The organism is Ferrovibrio sp. GW821-FHT12E11, from assembly GCF_058806975.1.
The window spans coordinates 1514868-1535770 of sequence record NZ_JBXAQG010000001.1 but is presented as its reverse complement, the minus strand read 5'-3'; the positions used below and the strand labels follow the sequence as shown (position 1 = coordinate 1535770).

The window sequence follows — 20903 nt, the reverse complement described above, 5'->3', positions numbered from 1 at the left end:
CCATCCGCAGAGAATCGCGGAGAACAGCCTGTGCGTGCATGCGGGCTGAAAATACCTGGCCACAACTGGCCGGAACTGACTCCGAATGGGTCTCAACTGGCTCGCAACGGGACACAACTGGTCCCGCATTGGCCCTCAACGGGCCCAAACTGGCTCCGCATGGGCCCTGATTGGCCGGGCTGGTAGCGCCACCGGCTCAATGTCGTCAGTTGCTTAGCCGCAAAAATTCACCACACGGGCCCGATTTTGCCCGCAAACATCCACCCTTGGCCCGTTTTGCGGCCGGCATTTGCCCCGCACTGCAATCCCCGGTAGGCTGTGGTCGGGTTGCCGGCGCCGCATCGTCCGGTCTGGTTCGCAAGCTTTTCCAAGGGGATAGAGCAGGGTGCAGGGGGAGTCCGCAGGCGCCGTCTTGGCGACAGGTCAGGCCATGCTCGAGCTGGGTGCCCTGCTGCTGCAGGCCGGCCGCCTCACCGCCCCGGCTCTGGCCCGCGCCCGCACCCTGCAGCGTGAAACCGGCGAGAGGCTCGACTCTGTTTTGCTCAAGCTCGGCCTGGTCGCCGAGGCCGATCTGGCGGAAGCCCTGAGCGCCGCGCTGCGGCTGCCGCGCATCCGGCCCGAGCAGTTTCCCGCCATGGCCCTGCTGCCCGATCGCCTGCCGGCCGGCTTCCTGCGCCAGATGCGCGCCATCCCGGTGCAGGCCAGCGAAACCGCCATCGATGTCGCCGTGGTCGATCCCACCGACTCTTACGTGGCCGAGGCCATTGGCTATCGCCTCAAGCTGCCGGTGCGGCTGCAGGTGGCGCTGGCCAGCGATCTCGACCGCGCTTTCGAGCGGCTCTATGCCGATGGCCAGACCGCGCAGTCCGAGCTGGCGAAATCCGCCGGCGAAAAGGTGGCGGCACTGCGCCATGACGATGTCGAGCGGCTGAAGGACCTGGCCTCCGACGCGCCGGTGATCCGGCTGGTGCATCGCTGGATCGAAGATGCCGCGGCGCTCGGCGCTTCCGACGTGCATCTGGAAGCCACCGAGGATGCCCTGCTGGTGCGCTACCGCATCGATGGCGTGCTCAAGCCCATCGAGCAGGCGCCGCCGCAGATCCAGGCCGCCGTGGTGTCGCGCCTCAAGATCATGGCCAAGCTCGATATCGCCGAGCGACGGCTGGCCCAGGACGGCCGCATCGGCATGGCGATCAAGGGCCGCGAGATCGATATCCGCGTCTCGATCATCCCCACGGTGGCCGGCGAGAGCATCGTGCTGCGGTTGCTGGAGCGCGGCAATATTGCATTGGAATTTGGCAGCCTCGGCCTCGAAGGCGAGGCGCTGACGCGCTGGCTGTCGGCGCTCGAACGGCCCCATGGCATCGTGCTGGTCACTGGCCCCACCGGCAGCGGCAAGACGACGACGCTCTATGCCTCGCTGCTGCGGCTGCGCAAGCCCGAGGTGAAAATCCTCACCCTGGAAGATCCGGTGGAATACCGGCTCGACGGCATCAACCAGACCCAGGTGAAGCCACAGATCGGCTTCACCTTTGCCTCTGCCCTGCGCAGCTTCCTGCGCCACGATCCCGATATCATGATGGTCGGCGAAATCCGCGACGTCGAGACCGCGAAGATCGCCGTGCAGGCGGCGCTCACCGGCCATCTGGTGCTCTCCACCCTGCATACCAACGATGCCGCCAGCGCCATTACCCGCTTGGTCGATATGGGGCTGGAGGATTTCCTGCTCACCGCCACCATCAACGGCCTGGCCGCCCAGCGCCTGGTGCGCGTGTTGTGCAGCCATTGCCGTGAGCCTTACAAGCCCTCGGCCGAACTGACGGCGCGGCTCGGGTTCTCCGCCATTGCCGGCGCGACGCTACATCGGGCGGTGGGCTGCAGTCATTGCGGCAACACCGGCTACAAGGGCCGTACCGCGATCTCGGAAGTGCTGGTGATGAGCGAGGCGATCCGCCGCCTGGTGATGGGCCGGGCCACCGCCCAGCAGATCCAGCAGGCGGCCGCGGCCGAGGGTATGGAAACCATGTACCAGCACGGTCTGCGCAAATGCATCGCCGGCGTCACCTCGGTGGAAGAGGTGGTGCGGGTGACGCGCGACATCTGATCATGCCGGTTTTCCGCTATCAGGCCATCGCGCGCAGCGGCGAACCGCTGACCGGCGAGCGCGAGGAGGCGAGCGCCCAGGCGGTCACCGGCTGGCTGCAGGCGCAGGGCCATTTCCCGCTGCAGGTCGAGGCATTAGATGGCGTGCGGCGCTGGCGTCTGCCCGCGCTGCGCTTCGAGAGCAGCGGCACCCGGCGCGCGGTGGCGTTGTTCACGTTTGAACTCAGCGTGCTGCTGCAGGCCGGCTTCCCGGTCGACCGCGCGTTGCAGGCCGCCATGGACTCGCTCAATGACCGGGTCTTGCGCAAGGCGCTGGGCGAAGTGGTCGAGGCGGTGCGCAGCGGCGGCAGCCTGGCGGCGGCGTTGCGCCTGCATCCGGCCCTGTTCTCGCCGCTCTACTGCGCCCTGGTCGAGGCCGGCGAAGCCAGCGGCGCTTTGGCCGCCACGCTCGAACGCCTGGCCGAAGACCTGACCAAGGCGGAGGAATTCCGCGGCGCCGTCGCCTCGGCCTTGCTCTATCCGGCGCTGCTGGTGGTGCTGGCGGTGGTGTCGGTGATTTTCATCCTGCTGGTGGTGGTGCCGTCCTTCCGCCCGATGCTGGCCGATGCCGGGGTGGAATTGCCCTGGTCGATGACCCTTCTGCTGGCTGCCTCCGATCTGCTCTCGGCGGTCGGCGGCGTTCTGGCGCTGCTGCTGGCCGTGGTTCTGGCCGGCGTCATGCAGACCTGGAATCGCCCGGATTTCCGCCTCTGGCGCGCCGGCCAGGCGCTGCGTTTGCCGGGGTTGCGCGACATTGTCGCCAAGGCGGATACGGCGCGGCTTTGTCGCAACCTCGGGTTGCTGCTCACCAACGGGGCGCCGCTCACCGTCGCCTGGCGTACCTCCTTGGCGGGATTGAGCAATGCCGCGTTCCAGGCCCGCCTCGCCGGGGTGGGGGATGCGATTGCAGAAGGCGACGGACTTTCTCACGGGCTGGATCACAGTGGCGTGGTGACGCAACTGGCGGTACACATGATCAGGGTTGGCGAACAGACGGGCAGGCTGGGCGCCATGGCCGACCAGGCCGCCGGATTGATCGAGCGCGATGTGAAACGCCGGCTCGACCGTTTCCTGGCGATCCTGGTGCCGGCACTGACCATCGGCGTGGGGGCGATGATTGCCTTTCTGGTCGCCACGGTGTTCTCGGCCCTGCTCAGCATCAACCAGATCGTGCTGTAGGCCGGGTCTGGCAGGGGGACGTATATGATTGCGCGTAAGCAGGGGCGGGCGCGGTATCGCAAGGATGCCGGCTTCACGCTGATCGAACTGCTGGTGGTTCTGGTGATCATCGGCCTGCTGGCCAGCGTGGCGACGCCGCCGGTGATCCGCTATCTCGGTAAGGCCAAGACGGATACCGCAAAGATCCAGATTCAGGCGCTGAGCGCGGCCGTCGATATGTACCGCCTCGACAACGACCGCTATCCGGCCACGGAAGAAGGTCTGCAGGCGCTGGTGACCAAGCCGGCGAATGCCGAGCGCTGGAACGGTCCCTATGTGAAAAAGGATTCCAGCCTGCTCGATCCTTGGGGGCAGAAATATCAGTACCGCGCGCCGGGCGAACATGGCGATTACGATCTCTTCACGCTCGGCGCCGACAGGACGCAGGGCGGCACCGGCGAGAATGCGGATGTCGGCAACTGGCAGTAAAGCCGATGCCGGCTTCAGCCTGGTCGAGATGCTGGTGACGCTCGCCATCGTGGCGCTGCTGGCTGCCGGCACGGTTGCCATCTGGCCCAAGCGCGGCGGCGGCACCCTCGACCTGCAGGCCACCGCGCAGGCCCTGGCGGGCGATCTGCGCGCCGCCCGTGGTCGCGCGATTGCCGAAGGCCGCGCTGTGCTGGTGACGGTGGACGGCCTGCGGGCCTTGCCCGCCGGCGTATCGCTGGCTGAGGGCACCACAGCAGAATTCCTGTTCCAGCGCGACGGCACCACGGCCGGCGGTGCAATCGCGCTGCAGGCCCAGGCCCGCCGCGCGACCGTGCAGGTCGAGCGCCTGTCCGGTCGCGTCATGGTGGTCGAGCCACGCTGATGAAGGATGCCGGCTTCACCCTGCTGGAAGTGCTGATCGCCGTGGCGATCCTGGCACTGGGGATTCAAGCCGCAGCCTGGGTCTTCACCGAGCAGGCTGCGGGTCTGGCGCGCGCCGAACGCCTGCAATATGCCACCGCCATGGCCGCCAGCACCTTCGATCGTGTCGGGCAGGATATTCCCTTGCGCGACACCCAGCTGCGTGGCCAGTGGCTTGAAGGCATGGACTGGGAGCTGACCATCGCGCCCTATCAGGCCGCGCCGGCCGGGGCGCTGGTGCGGCTCTATCGCGTCGAACTCGCGGTGCGGGATGCTGCTGCGCGTAAACCATTGTTGGAACTCAGCACCCTGCGCCTTGCCGCGGTGCGCTCATGACGCACCATGTCGGAGACCGCGGCTTCACACTGGTCGAGACGCTGGTGGCGCTGGTGGTGATCAGCCTGATGGCCGGCGCATTGTATCAGGGCTTCCGGCTGGCCAATGGTCTTTGGGCCGGCCTGAATGCCCGCGCATCGGCAATCGATGAAATCGGCGTGGCGCAACGCCTCATCCGCCAGGCTTTCGATCAGGCCTATCCGCTGCCGGCGCCCACGGCGCAAGGCTATCGCGTCGATTTCCGCGGCGAGCCCGGCAGCGTCACATTCTGGACGCCGCCGCCAGATATCTGGCGTTATCCCGGCGGTTTTATCCCGGCACAGTTGCGCGTGACTGGTCCGGACGGACGCAAGCAGCTCGTGCTTTCGCTATCGGAACAGGCTGGCGCCGCCACCCGCATGACTGAAGATGTCGTGCTGCTGCGCGATGTCGCGACTATCAGCCTGGATTATTTCGGTGCCACTGGCACAGCTGCTGCAGCCTGGTCAACAAGCTGGACGGATCGTCCGGCATTACCGGGATTGATCCGCCTTCGTGTGCGTTTTGCCGATGGGGATCGTCGCCGTTGGCCCGAATTGGTGGTGGCGCCCAAGGTGACCATGGATGCCGAATGCGTGCCGGATCCGCTGACCCAACGTTGTCGGGGCCGATAGATGCGCTTCAGCATGGCTCGTGTCCTTCCCGTTCTTGAGCAGGTCGCCGATCTGGCCAGCGACGGCCTGCGCTGGTGGCGCGCAGAGCTGCTGGCCATGGTTCCTGTATCCATCCAACTGCGGCTTGGCCTGGCGCGCCCAGAATTGCTGGCGCATCTGGAAGGTGAAATCCTCACGTTGACCCTGCAGACGACGAGCGGCCCGCGGCCGGTCTATCAGGGAACAGCGGAGCCGGGCGCGGTTCAGGCTACCCTGCACCGGATGCGTCCGGCATTGCGGCCGGATCGCCTGAATGTCGTGCTGCTGGTGGCGCGAACCGACGTGCTGATGCGACAGGTGGAACTGCCTTTGGCTGCCCGCCGGCAGTTGGCTAAGGTCCTGACCTTCGAATTGTCGCGCCAGACACCGCTTGCCGCAAGCGAGGCTTATTTCGACTGGCGCATGACAGGTGAAGCAGCTGGGCGTTTGCAGGTCAGCTTGGCCGTTGTTGAACGCGCGCCGGTGGATCGTGCGCTTCAGATTCTGCAGCACTGTCGCCTGCCACCATCCTCGGCGCGGATCGATGGCAGCGCGGATGGTGCAATCAATATATTGCGCGAGGTTCGTATAAGGTCGCCGCTGCATTGGGCAGCCATCACGACTGCAGCGCTCGCCATGCTCATGTTCAGTCTTGGCCTTGTCGTTGCCGATCTACAGTTATCCCGCCAGGAATCTGCGCTTGCAGCTCTTGCGGTCGATATTGGCAAAGAGCGCAAAGTGGCAATGGAGGTGGAGGCGTTGCGCAGGGATTTGGCGGAAGCAGACCGGCGGGCCGGTTTCTTTGCCGAAAAGCTGGAAGATAAGTCTGTCTCGCGCATGTTAAACCAACTGAGCCGGATACTGCCTGGGGATACCTGGCTCTATCAGATGCAACTGCAGAATCGCGATATCCGCCTCTATGGCTATGGTCCCGATCCCGCGACCGTCATTGCCATTCTGGAAAAATCTGAGCTGTTCCGTAATTCGCAGTTCCGCTCGCCCTCAACCCGCCGCAGCGGCGCAGAGGTCGATCGCTTTGATATTTCGACTACGCTGGTGCGGAGCGATAAGCCATGATGTTCCGCTTAGCTCCCTATTTGCGGCGGGCTCTGGCAATTGCCCTCCTGATCCTACCGGTCGCCGTGGGGTGGCAGCTTACCATCGCGCCGATGGTCGATCGATATCTGGATGTAGAGGAGGCAACCTCCACCTCTATTCAGCTATTGTCGCGGTATCGTGCGTACGCCGCGGAGAAACCACGTTTGAGCGAGCAAGTGGCGCTGCGGCGTCAAGATGCCACCCAGATACGCGGCTTCATCGAGGCTCCGAACCAGCCTTTGGCAGCCTCGACGTTGCAGACGGCAATGCGCCGTATTCTGGAAAGCAACGGAGCATCCGTCCGCACCTTGTCGGTGCTTCCGCCGGTAAAGGACGGCGGATATGAGCGCCTGACGGCCCGGGTGGAGGTGGTGGCAGATGCGGATCGGCTGATCGAGATTCTGCACGGGATAGAAAGCGCTGTCGCTCCTAGTATGACCATCGATGGTATGGATATCCGGGCGCCGGATCAGGGTTTGCCGACACAGAAGAATGAAGCAAATGTCAGTCTAACGGTGCGGCTGGATGTTGTCGGATATTGGGTCGCCAAATGAGAGCCGCTATGCAGGCTGCGGCAACCCCATTGAACAGCGTGATGGCGGCGGGAATCCTTGCCCTGCTGGGACTGATGCTGTGGCTGGCCATCTGGGCATCTCCGCTGCGGCCAGATGTGCCAACACAGGCACCCGTCGCCTCAGCGGCGGCAACTGCACGACGCCAATCAACACCCAGCCCATTTCCGCCCGTTCAAGACTTTGCTGAAGCCGCTGAAAGGCCGTTGTTCAATCCTTCGCGTGCGAAAGTTCCGCGCCTGCTCGCAGTCACGCCGACACCATCTCCAGTGACGACAGCGTTTCGCGCCCCAGTGCTCCTGGGGGTGGTGGGTGCCGGGGAGCGCAGGCTAGCCCTGATCCGCGGTCTGGACGAGAAGGACAGCCGCCGTCTGCGGACCGGTGACAGTTATGATGGCTGGGTTTTAAGCGCCATTCATACCGATTCCATTGTTTTCAAGAACGGTGTCGAGGAACGTGAAGTACGCCTCAACACCGGAAAGGAGGCAGGCATGTTGAATCCGCCATTGCCTCCGCGACGCAGATAGGCGTCAGACATGTATGTTGGGGGTAGAAGGGTGAACGGGAAATCCATCGTAGCGTCAGTCGGTTTGCTGGCGATGACGCTGTCGGCCTGCGCCGATCAGGCACGCAGACCGGCCAATCAATTGCCGCCGGCCAATATGGCGATGCGCACAGCCGCCACCCCGGTTCCGGATGTGCCGACTGCCGCCGCTGGTAGCAACCAGATGCGCAATGATGGCGTGCAGCAGGATTTCAGCAAACAGATGTTTCCCGGCAGTGGCCGCGTGGTGGGTGGCCGTCCGGGGGTGTTGTCGCGTAGCGGTGCAAATGCCGAGGGCGACATTACGCTCAATTTCGTGAATGCCGACGTCAAGGATGTCGCCCGCACTGTCCTAGGCGATATCCTGCAAGCCAATTTCGCTATCGATCCCAAGGCGCAGGGCACCATTACGCTGCAGACTAACCGGCCGATCAGCCGTGATGCGGTATTGCCGGTGCTGGAAAGCGCATTGCGCCTCAATGGTCTTAGTGTCGTCCGGTCCGGAGACGTATATACCGTCGCTCCATCCAATGACGTTCTGCGCTACGGTGCCGGTGTAGGCCGGTCCAGCATTGCCATGGCTGATCAGCCTGGCTATGGCCTGCGAGTGGTGCCGCTATCCTTCGTGTCGGCCGAGGAGATCGCCGGCCTGCTCCGTTCATTCATGCCTCAGGAATCTGTCATCCGCACAATTCCCTCAAGGAATGTTTTGCTACTTGGCGGCAGTCAGGGCGAAATCGCGACGATGATGGATACAGTTGGCGTCTTTGACGTCAACTGGATGTCGGGTATGTCTTTCGGCCTGTTTACGCCACGCAATGTCGATGCGAAGACAGTCGTCAAGGAGCTGGAAGTCATTTTTGGCTTGAATATCCGGCAGGCCGGTACCGCTCCGATCCGTATTCTGCCGATCGAGAGGATTAATGCGGTGCTCGCCATCGCATCAACAGCAGAGTCGCTGCGCGAAATCGAGAGTTGGGTCGATCGCCTTGACCGCGGCGCAGAGAATGTGGACGCCCGTGTTTATGTTTACTACGTACAGAACGGCCGGGCGGCCGACCTGGCCACCGCACTGACAGGCCTGTTCGGTGAAGGCGATGCCGGTGGAGGAAGTTCAAAGAGCGCTGTCCGGGACGGGACCGCGGCGCGCTCCAGCCTGCTGATGGGAACTGCGACCGATGGGCGTGCCAGCACCGCCACGACAGATGCTGCGCCATTGCAGAATGTCCGCACGGACGCCTCCGGCGGTAACGATGGCGGGATCAAGTCGGGCAATCTTGGGGGGATGCGCCTGAAGGCGGACGAAGTGAATAATGCCCTGCTGATCCTGGCGACTCCGCGAGAATATCGCGTTATTGAGGCGGCGCTCAGCAAACTGGATATTCCACCGCTACAGGTGATGATCGAGGCGGTGGTGGCCGAGGTTACCCTGACGGATGAGTTGCGCTACGGCGTACAATGGCTGTTCCAGCCCGGTTCGCAGACTTTGACGCTGAGCCAGGCTGCAAGCGGTGCTGTGGCGGGTACCTTCCCGGGCTTTTCTGCCGTGCTCAGCAAGGGCAATGACATCCGGGCTGTTCTCAGCCTTTTGGAGGGTGTGACGAATGTCAACGTGGTGTCTTCGCCCAAGCTGATGGTGCTGAACAACCAGACGGCAACCCTACAGGTTGGCGACCAGGTGCCGGTCGCCACCCAATCCGCGGTCAGCGTCGGTGCCGCCGGTGCCCCGGTGGTCAATACCATTCAGTTCCGCGACACTGGCGTGATCCTCAAGGTGACGCCGCGTGTGAACGAAGGCGGCTTGGTGCTGATGGATATCAGCCAGGAGGTCAGCGACGTGGCCAAGACGACGACATCCAACCTCGACTCGCCAACGATCCAGCAGCGCAAAGTTTCAAGCTCGATCAGTGTGTCTACCGGAGAAACCATTGCGCTGGGCGGTTTGATCCGGGACCGGCGCGTTGACGGAAATTCCGGCGTACCGATCCTCAAGGATGTCCCTTTGCTGGGTAACCTGTTCAAGACCACCACAGAGACGACGACCCGTACTGAGTTGCTGATCCTGATCACGCCGCAGGTCGTGCGGGCCCCGGCCGATATCCGCCGAGTTACGCAGGAATTGCGGGATCGCCTTCGTATTCCGCCAGGAATGCTCGGCGAGCAGTAATGGCGGTGCGGAAGGGGGACCGTGGCTCTGTTCTGGTCGCCAGCCTTTGGGTGGTTGCCGCAGTCGCCCTGCTGGCCGGGGCGATAATCGCCATTGCCAGGCCATCGCAGTCGGTGGCACGTCATGCTGCGGATACCCTGCAACGCGAGTTGCGCCTGCAGAAGGCGGTTATGACGGCTATCGATGGATTACTTGTTCAATCCCAGCAGTGGCGCTCAGATGGCGTTGCGCGGGATATATCCGTGGATGGAGCTGTCGTGCGTATTCTGGTGGAGGATGAAGCCGGTAAGCTCGATCTCAATGCTGCGACTGAAGATCTGTTGCGGCAAATTCTCTCGGCCGGGATGCCGGAACCGCAGCGGTCTCGACTGATCGATGCCGTGCAGGACTGGCGCGACCCCGACACAGCGCGGCGGCTGCAGGGCGCGGAATCGGCTGAGTATGCCGCGGCCGGCCGCCCCTATGGGCCAAGTAACAAACCATTTCAGAGTGTGACTGAAGTGCAGCGGGTCATCGGCATGACGGCTGATCACTATCGTCGCACGATGCCGCATCTGACGGTTTATTCGCAGCGTACAGGGATCGACAGCCGCGTTGCGGTTCCAGCCATTTTGGTGCTGTTGCCTGGTATGGACCAAGCAGCCGTCAATGCCATTTTACAAGAGCGTCGCACGGGCCCAGCCGGCACCGATAGCCGGAGTGGGATGGGGCGAACGGTTACGATCATGGCTGCAGATCAAAGTGTATCAAACATGGCCTGGATGGCGGTGGTACGGCTGACCGGTGCGCCCAGCCGTCCATTCGAAATTCTGCTGTGGCAACAGGTTGATCAAAAGGGCCGTACAGCAAGTATGAGCGCATGATTTGAACTGATCTATTTCGATAACATCAGGATAAAGACGGGCCGTTCATAACGATGATGATTGCTAATACATTTTATCGACTACGTTGGTATTCAGCATCACTCCTTATGGCCGTGCAATTTAAGTCTATAATGCTTCTGCATGCTCGGCTGCAGGGGGGTATAGATGCGCTCAATTATGAATTGCGGATCGGGCACAAGCTCCAGGCTTATGTCCCATGATGAGTTGGCCCACTACCTCGGTGTAAGAGCGACCGCTCTATCGAATCTAATACCAAAGTTTCAGAAAATTCAGTTCCCCCAGCCATTACCCCAGTTTGGTCTCTACGACAGGAAAGTGATTGACCTGTGGCTGGATCGACTTAGTGGTATCACGACAGATGGAAGGTTCAGTTTTCATCCACCAGAGCATTTTAGAATTGGAAGTCCATTTGCTCCGATAAAGCGAAAATCTGGAGTTATAATGGAGCGAAACAGCTCAAATCCATACACGGTGGCACAAGCAATCGATGCTTATGCTGCGTACTGCAGAGAATATACTGTTTCTGTGATGCGCGTTCAGTGGATATCCAACGCGACAATCCTCCCTCATTTTGGCCATCGCACTGTCGACAGTCTTACACCAGTGGAAATACGTGAGTGGCATGCGGGCATTGCCAAAAGCCCAAAAGTGAAGCGTTCCGGGTTTGGCCAACCCCGTGCCTATTGCGAGCCACCGAAAACACCAGAAGAAAAGCGGCGTCGTAAGATGACTGCGAATAGTCATTTACTGGTGCTAAAGGCGGCGCTTAATTTCGCGTTTAGAGACGGAAAAGTATCTTCAGACAATCCATGGCGACCAGTGATGATGTTTAAGAATGTTTTTAATGCAAATGCACGATATCTAACAATTGAAGAGTGTAGGAGGTTGGTTCCTATGCTTGCTCCAGATTTTAGAAACCTAGCAAAGGCAGCGATCTATACAGGGGCGCGATTGATGGAGCTCGCATCGCTGGTCGCCTCAGATTTCAATAAAGTGGCAGGATCGGTTCACTTCAAACCGGGGAAGAATCGAACTGGAAGGCATGTAATTTTAAACGCTGAAGGCACTCAATTTTTTGCTGCATGTGTATCAAATTTACACAAAGATGATCTTATTTTTCGTCGTGGCGACGGACAGAGTTGGAAAGCACATGATGCTGCTCAAAGGTTAAGCCAACCTGTGCAATTGGCTGGCTTGCAGCACATAACTTTCCATTCATTCAGGCATACGTATGCGTCGATGATGGTTCAAGCTGGAGCATCTATCTCTGTCGTCGCCAAGAATCTCGGGCACAAACAAACGGAGATTTGTGAGCGTTATTATGCCCATCTCGCGCCTTCATACGTTGCCAGCGAAATCAGAGATAAAATGCCAGTACTGGGTCTGCACCAGTAGTTTTAGGACCTGCGGGCTGAGGGTGGTGCGCCAAGCAATCGAATTGGCCTAGTAACCAAGGGTATTTTCGCTACTCACAGCTAAACGCTGGTCGTTATTGGCCGTCGAAAAATCTAAGGCCGGCGACAGTCATTAAGGTCGAGAAGATTCAAGAAATCTCGAAAATATGCAGACAGAATGGTGATCGGCTCGCGGTTAATGTGCAATATCATCTGCCCGAGCGAATGAGCGTCAGGCTATTTACGCGCCAATTTAAATAGGCCGTGACTAACTTAATTATGGCGGTATACGAAAGCATTCCGAGAGTTGCAGACATAAATTAGTACTATATAGATTGAGGGGATCGCGTTGGACCGCGTGGGGGATTGTATATGAAAAACTTCGTGTTCGTTTCGGCTGTGGTGGCGTTTCTGGCCGGTTGCACCACACAGATACATGCGCAGAATGAAACTATTCAGCCCAGCAAGGTGCCGCTGGGAAGTTTCAAATATGCTGAACTCAAGCCGCTTGTTATCGAGCGGATGGAAGATGATGCCGGTGATAAGCGCGCTGCGATGCGAATCGGGAATGAACTGGAAACCTGCCTGAATTCTGTATTTCCGGCGATCCGAGCAAGCGCGGGAACTGATGCCGACAGAAAATTGCTCATCGAACCGAGTATCGTCGACATGAAGAAGGTCAATGTCAGTGAGAGATTCTGGCTTGGCAGCATGGCGGGTAGCTCGGCAGTTCTGCTCAAAGTTAAATATACCGACCTCGTGACGCAGCAAGTGGTGGCTGAGCCGGTTTTCTATGCGAAGGCAAATGCCATCGGAGGTGCTTTCTCGATTGGCGGCACTGACAATATGATGCTTTCACGTATTGTCGAAAACGCCTGCGCATACGGACGCCAATACTACTGAGCGCTGGGTTGTCTGTTCAGGTGAAGGGCTGCCATGAAATAGCTCCTTGCTTGAACGACTGCCATAACGCTGCGCAGTTAGCGCCGCATTAAATGGACGCGCATTATGATCCGAGAGCCAGAATGCATCTAGCTGTACGCCCAATTGCCGCCATCCTGCTGGCTGGTATTCTTGCTGCCTGCGCTAATGCTAGCACTGTGGCGCAGAAGCCGGCCGATGCAGGAACGACGCGGAGCTTCGAGGTACCCTTCGCCGAGGTGAAGGATGCCGCCTATGGTGCGCTCAAGTTGCTCCGGCTCTATCCCGAAGGCGAACAGGACGCGCCTGAGCGACACGTCATCCTGCTTGCGCGTCCGCCGCACGGTATGAGCTGGGGCGAAGTCGGCCGGATCTCCGTGGAGAAGTCCGCTGTGCCGCCGACGGTGGTGCGCGTCGTCTATGAAAAGCGCGCGACTTTCCAGTTCACCGGCGGTGAAGAAGCGTTCTCGCGTCGCCTGTTCGAGCGGATGGAAACCATTCTGGCTAAGCAGGCGACCGGACAGAACTAGAAGCACGGATATTACGGCGTCGCTCAAGCTGATACTTGCAGCAGCGGCTGCTGCAGTTCCCCGGCTTTACCTGAAGACATGGCGCAGGCCAGGCTGAGGTCGGGCGCCGGTAGCGTGTGGGTTATAACCCATGCCTCATCAGGGGTTGCCAGGCGCCAGCTACCCAGCAACGGCCCGCTGCCGGCATAATCCCGACGATCGGTCGCCTGCACTAGGCCGGAGCCGGTCGCTTTGGCGAGAGCCTCGCGGACGGTCCATATCCGGTAAAATTCCTGGGTTCCCTGGTGACTACGGTGTTGTTCACAGGGGCTGAAGCTAAGCGCAGCGATACCGTGTAAGTCTCGATCGCGGCGATGTACTTCAATGTCGACGCCAATAGGCCCCTCAGTGCTAAAGGCAGATGCGACCCATGTATCGGAATGGCTGAATGAAATCCAGATACGGCGGCTTATTGGGCTATGGAGCTGGGGTTGCCCGGATGGCGCGTGGGAAAAAACCCATCCCGAGGTATCGGAGAAATTGCCAGAATTCCCAGCGGAATATCGTAAAAGTGCTCGAGCTACACGGCCGGAGTGGGAAGATGCCATCTGGTCTGTTGCATGTCCCCAAGTCGACAGAAGTTGCAATTTCTGACCCGCCTTCAAGCTCATTGCGTGAACGAGAATCATGCGCGCTCAATTTCGCTTGGGTTGTAGAATAATCAAAAAAATCTATACTAAAATTGTATTCAGGGTTGTAGGGGTTGGAAGGCTGCAAGGCGTGCCCGACCAAGGCTGCCCAGCATACTGTGGGGGACTTACATGGTACAATGTAGCGTTCGCTGTGCTATCGGCGCAGCGTTGATCGTTATGTTGGCTGTCGGCGGCTGCAACCGCGTACAGCCTATCTATAAAGTTGAGGATCATCCGGTTCCGGTTGCTGCCCAGAAGGTCGATCTGGTCACTCTGGAGACTGCCATTTATCAGGCTGCTTCCTCGAATGGCTGGCTGGTCGACAAGGTCAATCCCGGGCTGATGCGTGCCACCCAGAAGTGGCGCGAACATACGGCGACGGTCGATATCGTCTATACGCAGAAAGCCTACAGCATCCGCTACGCAGGATCTTCAAATTTGAAGGCGGAGCAGGACTGGATTCATCGGCGATACAATTCCATGGTCGTCAAACTTGAACAGGACATTGAGAAGCGTTTGTACGCGGTCGGCTCTTGAGGGGGAGGCATGTCGGCTCAGCTGGCAGTCACAGTACATGACTATTATGCATGGTCGCCACCACAGGAGGTGCAGCGGCCTATCTCTGGCGGTGTACGCGATGGTGTAGTCGAGCTGCCGATGATGATGCGCCGCAGACTGGCTCCTACCGGGCAGGCTCTGATTAAGGCGGCTATGACCTGTACGGGCAGCCGGCAGGATGTCCGTTACGTCTTGGCAACGAGAGACGGTGAATTGACACGGACCATGAGTATCCTCGAAGCGGTGTCGCAGCACGAGATGCCATCGCCGGCAGATTTCAGCGTCTCAGTGCATCATGCTTTACTCGGCCTGCTGTCGATTCATACAAAGAACAAGGCTGGCCATACGGCGGTTTCAGCGGGGCCGGACTCTTTCGGGTACGGCCTGCTCGAAGCGGGGGCTTGCTTGACGCAGCGGACCGAAGAACATGTGCTGCTGTTATATGGCGAAGAACCATTACCGGGGCCCTACGCGGCGTTCGAGGATGTCGCTAGTCCGCGACGGCCTTTCATATTCTCTCTGCTGTTGGGGCGGCCGGCCTCGACAGCTGATGCCATTCATTTCCGCATGTCGGCAAATGTGCAGCCTAAAGCCAATCCTGTCCCGTGCCTAGCGCAAGATTTCCTCACTTTTCTACTCTCACACAGGCAGCACCAGTCGGCGGTCGGTGCTGACATGACGTGGGAGTGGTCCCGTGCGGCCTAAACTGGATCGCACCTGGCGCATGATGGCCACGGGACTGGCTTTTGTCGCCCTGTTCGGTGGTGGGCCGATTCTGGCATTCATTGCGTTCTGCACAGCTCGCGTGATGTCGCTGCGGGAGCCAGAGCGTGGCGTGCGCATCCGTTACTTGATCCATCGTCTGTTTCGCCTCTATGTCAGAGTGTTGCTGAGGCTGCGCATCTTTGACCTGGAGATGGAAGGTATCTATAAACTCAATGACCGTGGTGGCCGGCTGATTGTCGCCAACCACCCAACCCTACTTGATGTCGTATTACTGGTTGCCCTGTTGCCCCGTGGGCAATGTGTGATCAAGTCCGAACTCTGGGATAGCCCGATGCTGGGGCGGCTGATGCGTGCAGCTGGCTATATCCGGAATGATCTGCCCGCCGAGGAGATGTTATCGGCCTGCCGCAGTGCGCTGGAGGGCGGCAATCACCTGATCATCTTCCCTGAGGGTACGCGTAGTCGCCCAGGGGAACCGCTGAGGTTTCGCCGCGGTTTCGCCCATGTCGCGACGCTACTGAATGCGGAAATCCAACTTGTTGTGCTGTTCTGCAATCCCCCCACCCTTCTCAAGGGTGACCGGTGGTGGCAGGTGCCAGCGCGGCGACCACAGTTCCGGATCGTTATTGGTGATACCATAACGACAGGGGATATCGGCATCGAAGAGCATCGCTCGCTCACAACACGTAAGCTTGTTCGTCATCTTGAAGATTATTACACGGAACGGTTGGCCAATGGTTGATCTTGAACTTGAGGTAAAGAAGCTCATCGTCTCGTCCCTGAAGCTTGAGGATATAAAGCCAGAGGAAATCGACAGTGAAGAATCGCTGTTTTCCGACGGCTTGGGATTGGATTCTATTGATGCGCTGGAGCTGGGTGTGGCGCTGCGCAAAACCTTTAACGTAAAATTCGATTCGGTGACCGAAGAAGTCAAGGCGCATTTCTTCAATGTGCGCAGCCTTGCTCGCTTCATTGCCGCGCAGCAGGCAGGGTGAGTGGAATGCTGTCCCGGGACGAAATATTTGAGAAACTGAAGGGTCACCTTGAGGAAATGTTTGAGGTGCCGTCTGAGAAAATAGTGCAGAGCGCGCGTCTGTATGAGGACCTTGACCTTGACAGTATTGATGCCGTTGATCTGGTGGTGAAGCTCCAGGAGCTGACAGGCCGCAAGTTCAAGCCGGAGGAATTTAAGAGTGTTCGGACGGTGGGCGATGTCCTCGAAGCGGTTCATGCTCTGGTTGCCTAGCCAGGCAGCTGCGGCGTGCCTAACGGTGGTTCTGCTTCTCAGCGTCGCCTATCCTGCCATTGTTTACTTTACGCGGGATCATTTTGCGCCACTGGCTTTCATTGGTCTGGCGGAGACGCTATTGCTCTTGCGGCTGCTGACTCTGCCGGAGCACTTGATCCGGCACTGGTGGCCGCCGCTGGTGGCCGCGCTGGTGCTGCTGCCGCTGCTGGCCATGCTGGATGCCGAACTTGCCAGCCGCTTCTATCCGGTCTTGCTCAGCCTGGCCATCGCTGCAGTCTTCGCGCTGTCGCTGTGGCGCCCGCCGAGCCTGATCGAGCGGTTCGCGAGCCCGCGTTATGGAGTATTGCCACCGGAGGGCCAGATTTACTGTCGCCGCCTGACGATGGTATGGGCCGGATGGTTGGTCGCCAATGCCGCCATCGCCGCCGTGCTTGCCGCGATGGGCGCCGATGATTTCTGGGCGCTGTGGACCGGGCTGATTTCCTATGTCGTGATGGGCGTGTTGTTTGCCGGCGATTACATCCTGCGGCAAACTATCTATCGATCCTTCGGGCGCGCATGATGGAAGGGCGGTTGTCTCATCTGCTGACGGATGCGGCGTCTGCAGCGGGATGCATCGCCATCCATGGTGGTCACCGCAAGAGCTGGGCGGATTTTCGCAGCGACGTTGTGACCAATGCGCATCGCCTGCGACAGGACGGTTGTCGTCGTGGCCTGCTGCTTGCCGATGACAGCTACTGGGCGGCGGTCGGGCTGTTCGCTCTGCTGGATGCCGGCTGCGAGATCGTCTTTCCGCCCAACGGCCGGCCCGGTACGCTGGATGCGATGGCCGGCAGCTTCGATTGCCTAGTCAGCGATGTGCCGCCACTGGTGCCGGTGCGCAGTCTTGTGCTGCAGCATGGCGGGCCGGGTGAACCGCCGGCCGTCCGACCGCTTGATCCTGCGACGCCCATCGCTTTCTTCACCTCCGGTTCCACCGGTGCGGCCAAACGGGTCGACAAGACCCTACATCAGCTCGAGCAGGAGGCTGCCGCCATCGAGGCGGTGTTCGGGGCCATCGTTCCGCCATCGGCCTGCGTGCATGCCACGGTCAGTCATCAGCATGTCTACGGCCTGGCTTTCCGCCTGTGTTGGCCTCTGGCCAGCGGCCGTGTCTTCGAAGGCCGCACGCATGACATATGGGAAAGCGTGATGGCCGCGTTCCAGGATGATGGCGTGCTGGTGACCAGTCCGGCGCATCTGATGCGGCTGGATGGCATGATGCCGCCTTCAGGCAACCGCCGGCCCAGCCTAATCCTCTCGGCCGGCGCACCGCTTGGTGCTGATGCCGCCGCGACGACGACGCAGGTGTTCGGCGTGCCTCCGACCGAGATCTTCGGCAGCACGGAAACCGGCGCGGTGGCCTGGCGCAGCCATGACAGGCCCGATGCCGACTGGCAGCCGCTGCCCGGTGTGCGCATCGGCGCCGATGCCGAGGGTCGCATGGAGGTGCAGGCTCCGTATGTCGCCGGCGTGCAGGCCAGCGCTGATCTGGTCGATCTGCTGCCCGCTGGCGGCTTCCGCTTCCGCGGCCGTGCCGACCGAGTGGTGAAGGTTGAGGGAAAACGCGTCAACCTGCAGCAGGTCGAGCAGATGCTGGTGGCACTGCCCTGGATCGAGGATGCCGCCGTGATCCTGCACGAGCCGACACGACGCATTGCTGCTGCAGTGGTGACGACGCCCGATGGCCGGGACCACCTGGAGCAGCTGGGCGCCTTCCGCTTTGGCCGCATGCTGCAGAAGGCCTTGTCCGCGACGCAGGAACCGGTTGGCCTGCCGCGTCGTTGGCGCTTCGTCGCCAGCCTGCCGGTCGCAGCACTGGGTAAACGGCGGCAGACCGATATTGCGGCGCTGTTCGATGTCGCGCAGCCAGAAGGTGTTCAGTCATGACGCGGCCAGTCGAGCCGGTCTTGCACTACAGCCATGTTGCTGACGGTGTGGCCGAGCTGACGCTGTTCATTCCGCCGGATCTAGCGCAATGCGAGGGGCATTTCCCCGGCCAGCCGGTGTTGCCCGGCGTGGTCCAGGTCGATTGGGTGGTGTTGCTGGCCGAGCGGCATCTGGGACTCGCGGTTGAGTCCGCGCAGAAGCTGCAGGTGAAGTTCCGGCGCATCACGCAGCCAGGCATGACTGTGGTGCTGCGCCTGCAACATGCGGCCGCGCGCGGGCGTCTGACCTTCGAATACCGCCATGAGGACGACATCCTGTCCTCGGGCAGCATTGCCCTGGTGTCGGCATGACCAGCGGGGAGCAGAAAATCTGCGCCATTGTGCCCAGCCATAATCACTGGCTGGCGCTGGATACTGTACTTACGCCGTTGCTGGCTGCCGGCCTGACCGTGTTCATCGTCGACGATGGCAGTACCGAGCCGGCCAGCAGTGCTTTGGCGGCCCGACACGATCCCGCACGCGGCATCATCGTGCATCGTCTGGCCGTCAATCAGGGCAAGGGCGGCGCAGTGCTGGCCGGCATGACGCTGGCCGAGGCGGCCGGCTTCACGCATGCGCTGCAGGTCGATGCCGATGGCCAGCATGATATGGGCCGGCTGGAAGATCTGCTGGCGCTGGCCCGGCAGCATCCGCAGGCCCTGGTGACCGGCGTTCCCGTCTATGACAGCAGCATCCCGCTGGGCCGTGCCATCGGCCGCTGGATCACGCATATCTGGGTCTGGATCGAAACCCTGTCGCTGCAGATTCGCGATTCCATGTGCGGCTATCGCGTCTATCCGCTGGCGGCCGTGCATCGCCTGCGGGCGGACGGCGAGGTGCTGGGGCAGCGGATGGATTTCGACACCGAGATCATGGTGCGCCTGTTCTGGCGCGGCACACCGGTGGCGCAGTTGCCGGTCCGCGTCACCTATCCGCCGGGCAACACCTCCAATTTCAATATGCTACGCGATAACCTGCAGATATCGGCCATGCACACGCGGCTGGTCCTCGCCATGCTGTGGCGCCTGCCGCAGGTGTTGAAGCAGCGCCCCGGACCATTGCGCGCGGAACCCACGCATTGGGCGCGGTTGTCGGAGCGCGGGTTGTGCTGGGGCCTACGCTTCTGTTCACTGCTGTACCGCCTACTCGGTCATCGGCTGTCGCATGCGGCGATGGGGCCGATCGTGCTGTTCTTCTATCTCACCGGCGCCGAGCAGCGCCGGGCTTCGCGCGATTTCCTCGCCCGTGCCTTCGCCGCCCGCGGTGAAGCGCGCCAGCCGGGCTTCTGGGATGGCTACCGGCATTTCTTCAGCTTCGCCGGCCGGGCGCTGGATTCCCTTGCGGCCTGGTCAGGCAACCTGTCGCCGGACATGATGGATGGCGATGGCGCCGACAGCCTGCGGCAGGCGATGGGCGATCAGCGTGGTGCCGTGATCGTCGTTTCCCATGTCGGCAATATCGAGGCTTCACGCGCGCTGATCGATCCCGCCATCCGGCGCCGGCTGCTGGTGCTGGTCCATACTCAGCATGCCGCGAACTACAACCGCGTGCTGCGTGACATCAATCCGGAGACTGCCCTGAACACCTTTCAGGTGACCGAGCTCGACACAGCCACCGCGGTGCTACTGAAGGAGCGGGTCGACCGCGGCGACTGGGTCGTCATCGCCGGCGACCGGGTGCCGGTTTCCGGCCCGCGCGTCAGCCTTGTGCCCTTTATAGGACAGCTGGCCGCCTTTCCGCAGGGGCCATATATCCTGGCGGCGGTGATGGAATGCCCACTCTACACGTTGTTCTGCCGCCGTGAAGCCAAAGGTTTCCGCTTGGCCGGTCACCGGCTGGCCGAGCGGGTGACATTGCCGCGGGGGGAGCGTATGGAGGCGCTGGATGGATATGCAGGCGCATTCGCCCGCGCCCTGGAGGAACAGGCGCTCCAGGATCCGTTCCAGTGGTACAATTTCTTCGATTTCTGGGCGATGAAGAAGGATAGCTTGACACCATGATCTCGGCCGAGGTGGTCATCCAGCCGCAATTCTATGATCTCGATCCGATGAACGTGGTCTGGCACGGTAATTACCCGCGTTTTCTGGAGCAGGCCCGCTGCGCCCTGCTGGACAAGATCGGCTACAATTACCAGCAAATGGTAGACTCCGGTTTCGCCTGGCCGATTGTCGACATGCATCTGAAATATGTGCGGCCCATCCGTTTCGCTCAGGCGATCGTGGTGCGCGCCACGCTGACCGAATACGAGAACCGCGCCTGCATCGACTACCGCATCATCGACCAGGCCACCGGCGAAACCGTGACCAAGGCCCGCACCGTGCAGCTCGCCATCGCGGCCGAAACCGGCGAACTGCAATTCGTCTCGCCGCCGGCCTTCACCGATAAAGTCAGAGCGTTGCTGTGAGT

25 protein-coding genes are annotated in these 20903 nt (G+C 60.8%); 24 read left to right on the top strand and 1 reads right to left on the bottom strand.

Annotated elements, in window-relative coordinates; genetic code table 11:
• Positions 1-430 precede the first annotated feature (430 nt).
• The 14 genes from AC1ROT_RS07555 to AC1ROT_RS07490 all read left to right on the top strand — a co-directional run bounded on the left by AC1ROT_RS07555 (position 431) and on the right by AC1ROT_RS07490 (position 13326).
• A complete protein-coding gene (locus AC1ROT_RS07555) occupies positions 431-2104 on the top strand; it encodes a GspE/PulE family protein (protein ID WP_492998162.1) in 1674 nt (557 codons plus the stop codon).
• Between the two features lie 2 nt (positions 2105-2106).
• Positions 2107-3321 carry a type II secretion system F family protein gene (locus tag AC1ROT_RS07550; RefSeq protein WP_492998161.1) on the top strand — a complete coding sequence of 405 codons (1215 nt, stop codon included), beginning with the start codon at positions 2107-2109 and terminating at the stop codon, positions 3319-3321.
• 24 nt (positions 3322-3345) lie between these two features.
• Entirely contained in the window at positions 3346-3789 is a 444-nt protein-coding gene (gspG, locus tag AC1ROT_RS07545; protein WP_492998159.1) for a type II secretion system major pseudopilin GspG, read from the top strand.
• Positions 3770-4171: a pilus assembly FimT family protein gene (locus AC1ROT_RS07540; protein ID WP_492998157.1), complete on the top strand. Its 402-nt coding sequence runs from the start codon at positions 3770-3772 to the stop codon at positions 4169-4171. The genes gspG and AC1ROT_RS07540 overlap by 20 nt, the downstream gene beginning before the upstream one ends.
• Positions 4171-4545 carry a type IV pilus modification PilV family protein gene (locus AC1ROT_RS07535; protein ID WP_492969299.1) on the top strand — a complete coding sequence of 125 codons (375 nt, stop codon included), beginning with the start codon at positions 4171-4173 and terminating at the stop codon, positions 4543-4545. The genes AC1ROT_RS07540 and AC1ROT_RS07535 overlap by 1 nt, the downstream gene beginning before the upstream one ends.
• Positions 4542-5198: a prepilin-type N-terminal cleavage/methylation domain-containing protein gene (locus AC1ROT_RS07530; protein ID WP_492998156.1), complete on the top strand. Its 657-nt coding sequence runs from the start codon at positions 4542-4544 to the stop codon at positions 5196-5198. The genes AC1ROT_RS07535 and AC1ROT_RS07530 overlap by 4 nt, the downstream gene beginning before the upstream one ends.
• 12 nt (positions 5199-5210) lie before the next feature.
• Positions 5211-6293, top strand: a complete 1083-nt coding sequence (locus AC1ROT_RS07525) for a PilN domain-containing protein (protein ID WP_492998154.1) — start codon at positions 5211-5213, stop codon at positions 6291-6293.
• On the top strand, positions 6290-6868 hold the full coding sequence (gspM, locus tag AC1ROT_RS07520; protein ID WP_492998153.1) for a type II secretion system protein GspM: 579 nt from the start codon (positions 6290-6292) through the stop codon (positions 6866-6868). The genes AC1ROT_RS07525 and gspM overlap by 4 nt, the downstream gene beginning before the upstream one ends.
• An 8-nt stretch (positions 6869-6876) precedes the next feature.
• Positions 6877-7413 (top strand): hypothetical protein, encoded by a 537-nt coding sequence (locus AC1ROT_RS07515; RefSeq protein ID WP_492998151.1) that lies wholly within the window; start codon positions 6877-6879, stop codon positions 7411-7413.
• Positions 7414-7485: 72 nt separating this feature from the next.
• Positions 7486-9597, top strand: a complete 2112-nt coding sequence (gene gspD / locus AC1ROT_RS07510) for a type II secretion system secretin GspD (protein WP_492998149.1) — start codon at positions 7486-7488, stop codon at positions 9595-9597.
• Entirely contained in the window at positions 9597-10460 is an 864-nt protein-coding gene (locus AC1ROT_RS07505; protein ID WP_492998147.1) for a type II secretion system minor pseudopilin, read from the top strand. Before gspD ends, AC1ROT_RS07505 begins: the two co-directional genes overlap by 1 nt.
• 210 nt (positions 10461-10670) lie before the next feature.
• Positions 10671-11876, top strand: a complete 1206-nt coding sequence (locus tag AC1ROT_RS07500; protein WP_492998145.1) for a tyrosine-type recombinase/integrase — start codon at positions 10671-10673, stop codon at positions 11874-11876.
• A 371-nt stretch (positions 11877-12247) separates the two neighbouring features.
• Positions 12248-12778 carry a hypothetical protein gene (locus tag AC1ROT_RS07495; protein WP_492998144.1) on the top strand — a complete coding sequence of 177 codons (531 nt, stop codon included), beginning with the start codon at positions 12248-12250 and terminating at the stop codon, positions 12776-12778.
• A 122-nt stretch (positions 12779-12900) separates the two neighbouring features.
• Positions 12901-13326: a hypothetical protein gene (locus tag AC1ROT_RS07490; RefSeq protein WP_492998142.1), complete on the top strand. Its 426-nt coding sequence runs from the start codon at positions 12901-12903 to the stop codon at positions 13324-13326.
• A 23-nt stretch (positions 13327-13349) separates the two neighbouring features.
• Here the strand turns inward: AC1ROT_RS07490 and AC1ROT_RS07485 are convergent, their stop codons facing one another.
• On the bottom strand, positions 13350-13913 hold the full coding sequence (locus AC1ROT_RS07485; protein ID WP_493001139.1) for a 4'-phosphopantetheinyl transferase family protein: 564 nt from the start codon (positions 13911-13913) through the stop codon (positions 13350-13352).
• A gap of 261 nt (positions 13914-14174) precedes the next feature.
• On the opposite strand from AC1ROT_RS07485, the gene AC1ROT_RS07480 reads away from it, so the two are divergent.
• From AC1ROT_RS07480 to AC1ROT_RS07435, 10 genes are read left to right on the top strand one after another with little or no spacing between them, the layout of a single operon-like run.
• Complete coding sequence (locus AC1ROT_RS07480; RefSeq protein ID WP_492998140.1) at positions 14175-14534, top strand: hypothetical protein; 360 nt, start codon at positions 14175-14177, stop codon at positions 14532-14534.
• Positions 14535-14543: 9 nt separating this feature from the next.
• On the top strand, positions 14544-15260 hold the full coding sequence (locus tag AC1ROT_RS07475) for a beta-ketoacyl synthase chain length factor (protein ID WP_492998138.1): 717 nt from the start codon (positions 14544-14546) through the stop codon (positions 15258-15260).
• Entirely contained in the window at positions 15250-16023 is a 774-nt protein-coding gene (locus tag AC1ROT_RS07470; RefSeq protein ID WP_492998136.1) for a lysophospholipid acyltransferase family protein, read from the top strand. Before AC1ROT_RS07475 ends, AC1ROT_RS07470 begins: the two co-directional genes overlap by 11 nt.
• Positions 16016-16276: a phosphopantetheine-binding protein gene (locus AC1ROT_RS07465; protein WP_492998134.1), complete on the top strand. Its 261-nt coding sequence runs from the start codon at positions 16016-16018 to the stop codon at positions 16274-16276. Before AC1ROT_RS07470 ends, AC1ROT_RS07465 begins: the two co-directional genes overlap by 8 nt.
• A gap of 5 nt (positions 16277-16281) precedes the next feature.
• On the top strand, positions 16282-16527 hold the full coding sequence (locus AC1ROT_RS07460) for an acyl carrier protein (protein WP_492998132.1): 246 nt from the start codon (positions 16282-16284) through the stop codon (positions 16525-16527).
• Positions 16528-16552: 25 nt separating this feature from the next.
• A complete protein-coding gene (locus AC1ROT_RS07455; protein ID WP_492998131.1) occupies positions 16553-17092 on the top strand; it encodes a COG4648 family protein in 540 nt (179 codons plus the stop codon).
• 11 nt (positions 17093-17103) lie between these two features.
• A complete protein-coding gene (locus tag AC1ROT_RS07450) occupies positions 17104-18459 on the top strand; it encodes an AMP-binding protein (RefSeq protein ID WP_492998129.1) in 1356 nt (451 codons plus the stop codon).
• On the top strand, positions 18456-18809 hold the full coding sequence (locus AC1ROT_RS07445) for an ApeI family dehydratase (protein WP_492998127.1): 354 nt from the start codon (positions 18456-18458) through the stop codon (positions 18807-18809). The genes AC1ROT_RS07450 and AC1ROT_RS07445 overlap by 4 nt, the downstream gene beginning before the upstream one ends.
• Positions 18806-20497 carry a glycosyltransferase family 2 protein gene (locus AC1ROT_RS07440; RefSeq protein WP_492998125.1) on the top strand — a complete coding sequence of 564 codons (1692 nt, stop codon included), beginning with the start codon at positions 18806-18808 and terminating at the stop codon, positions 20495-20497. Before AC1ROT_RS07445 ends, AC1ROT_RS07440 begins: the two co-directional genes overlap by 4 nt.
• Positions 20494-20901: an acyl-CoA thioesterase gene (locus AC1ROT_RS07435; protein WP_492998123.1), complete on the top strand. Its 408-nt coding sequence runs from the start codon at positions 20494-20496 to the stop codon at positions 20899-20901. Before AC1ROT_RS07440 ends, AC1ROT_RS07435 begins: the two co-directional genes overlap by 4 nt.
• Positions 20902-20903 lie beyond the last annotated feature (2 nt).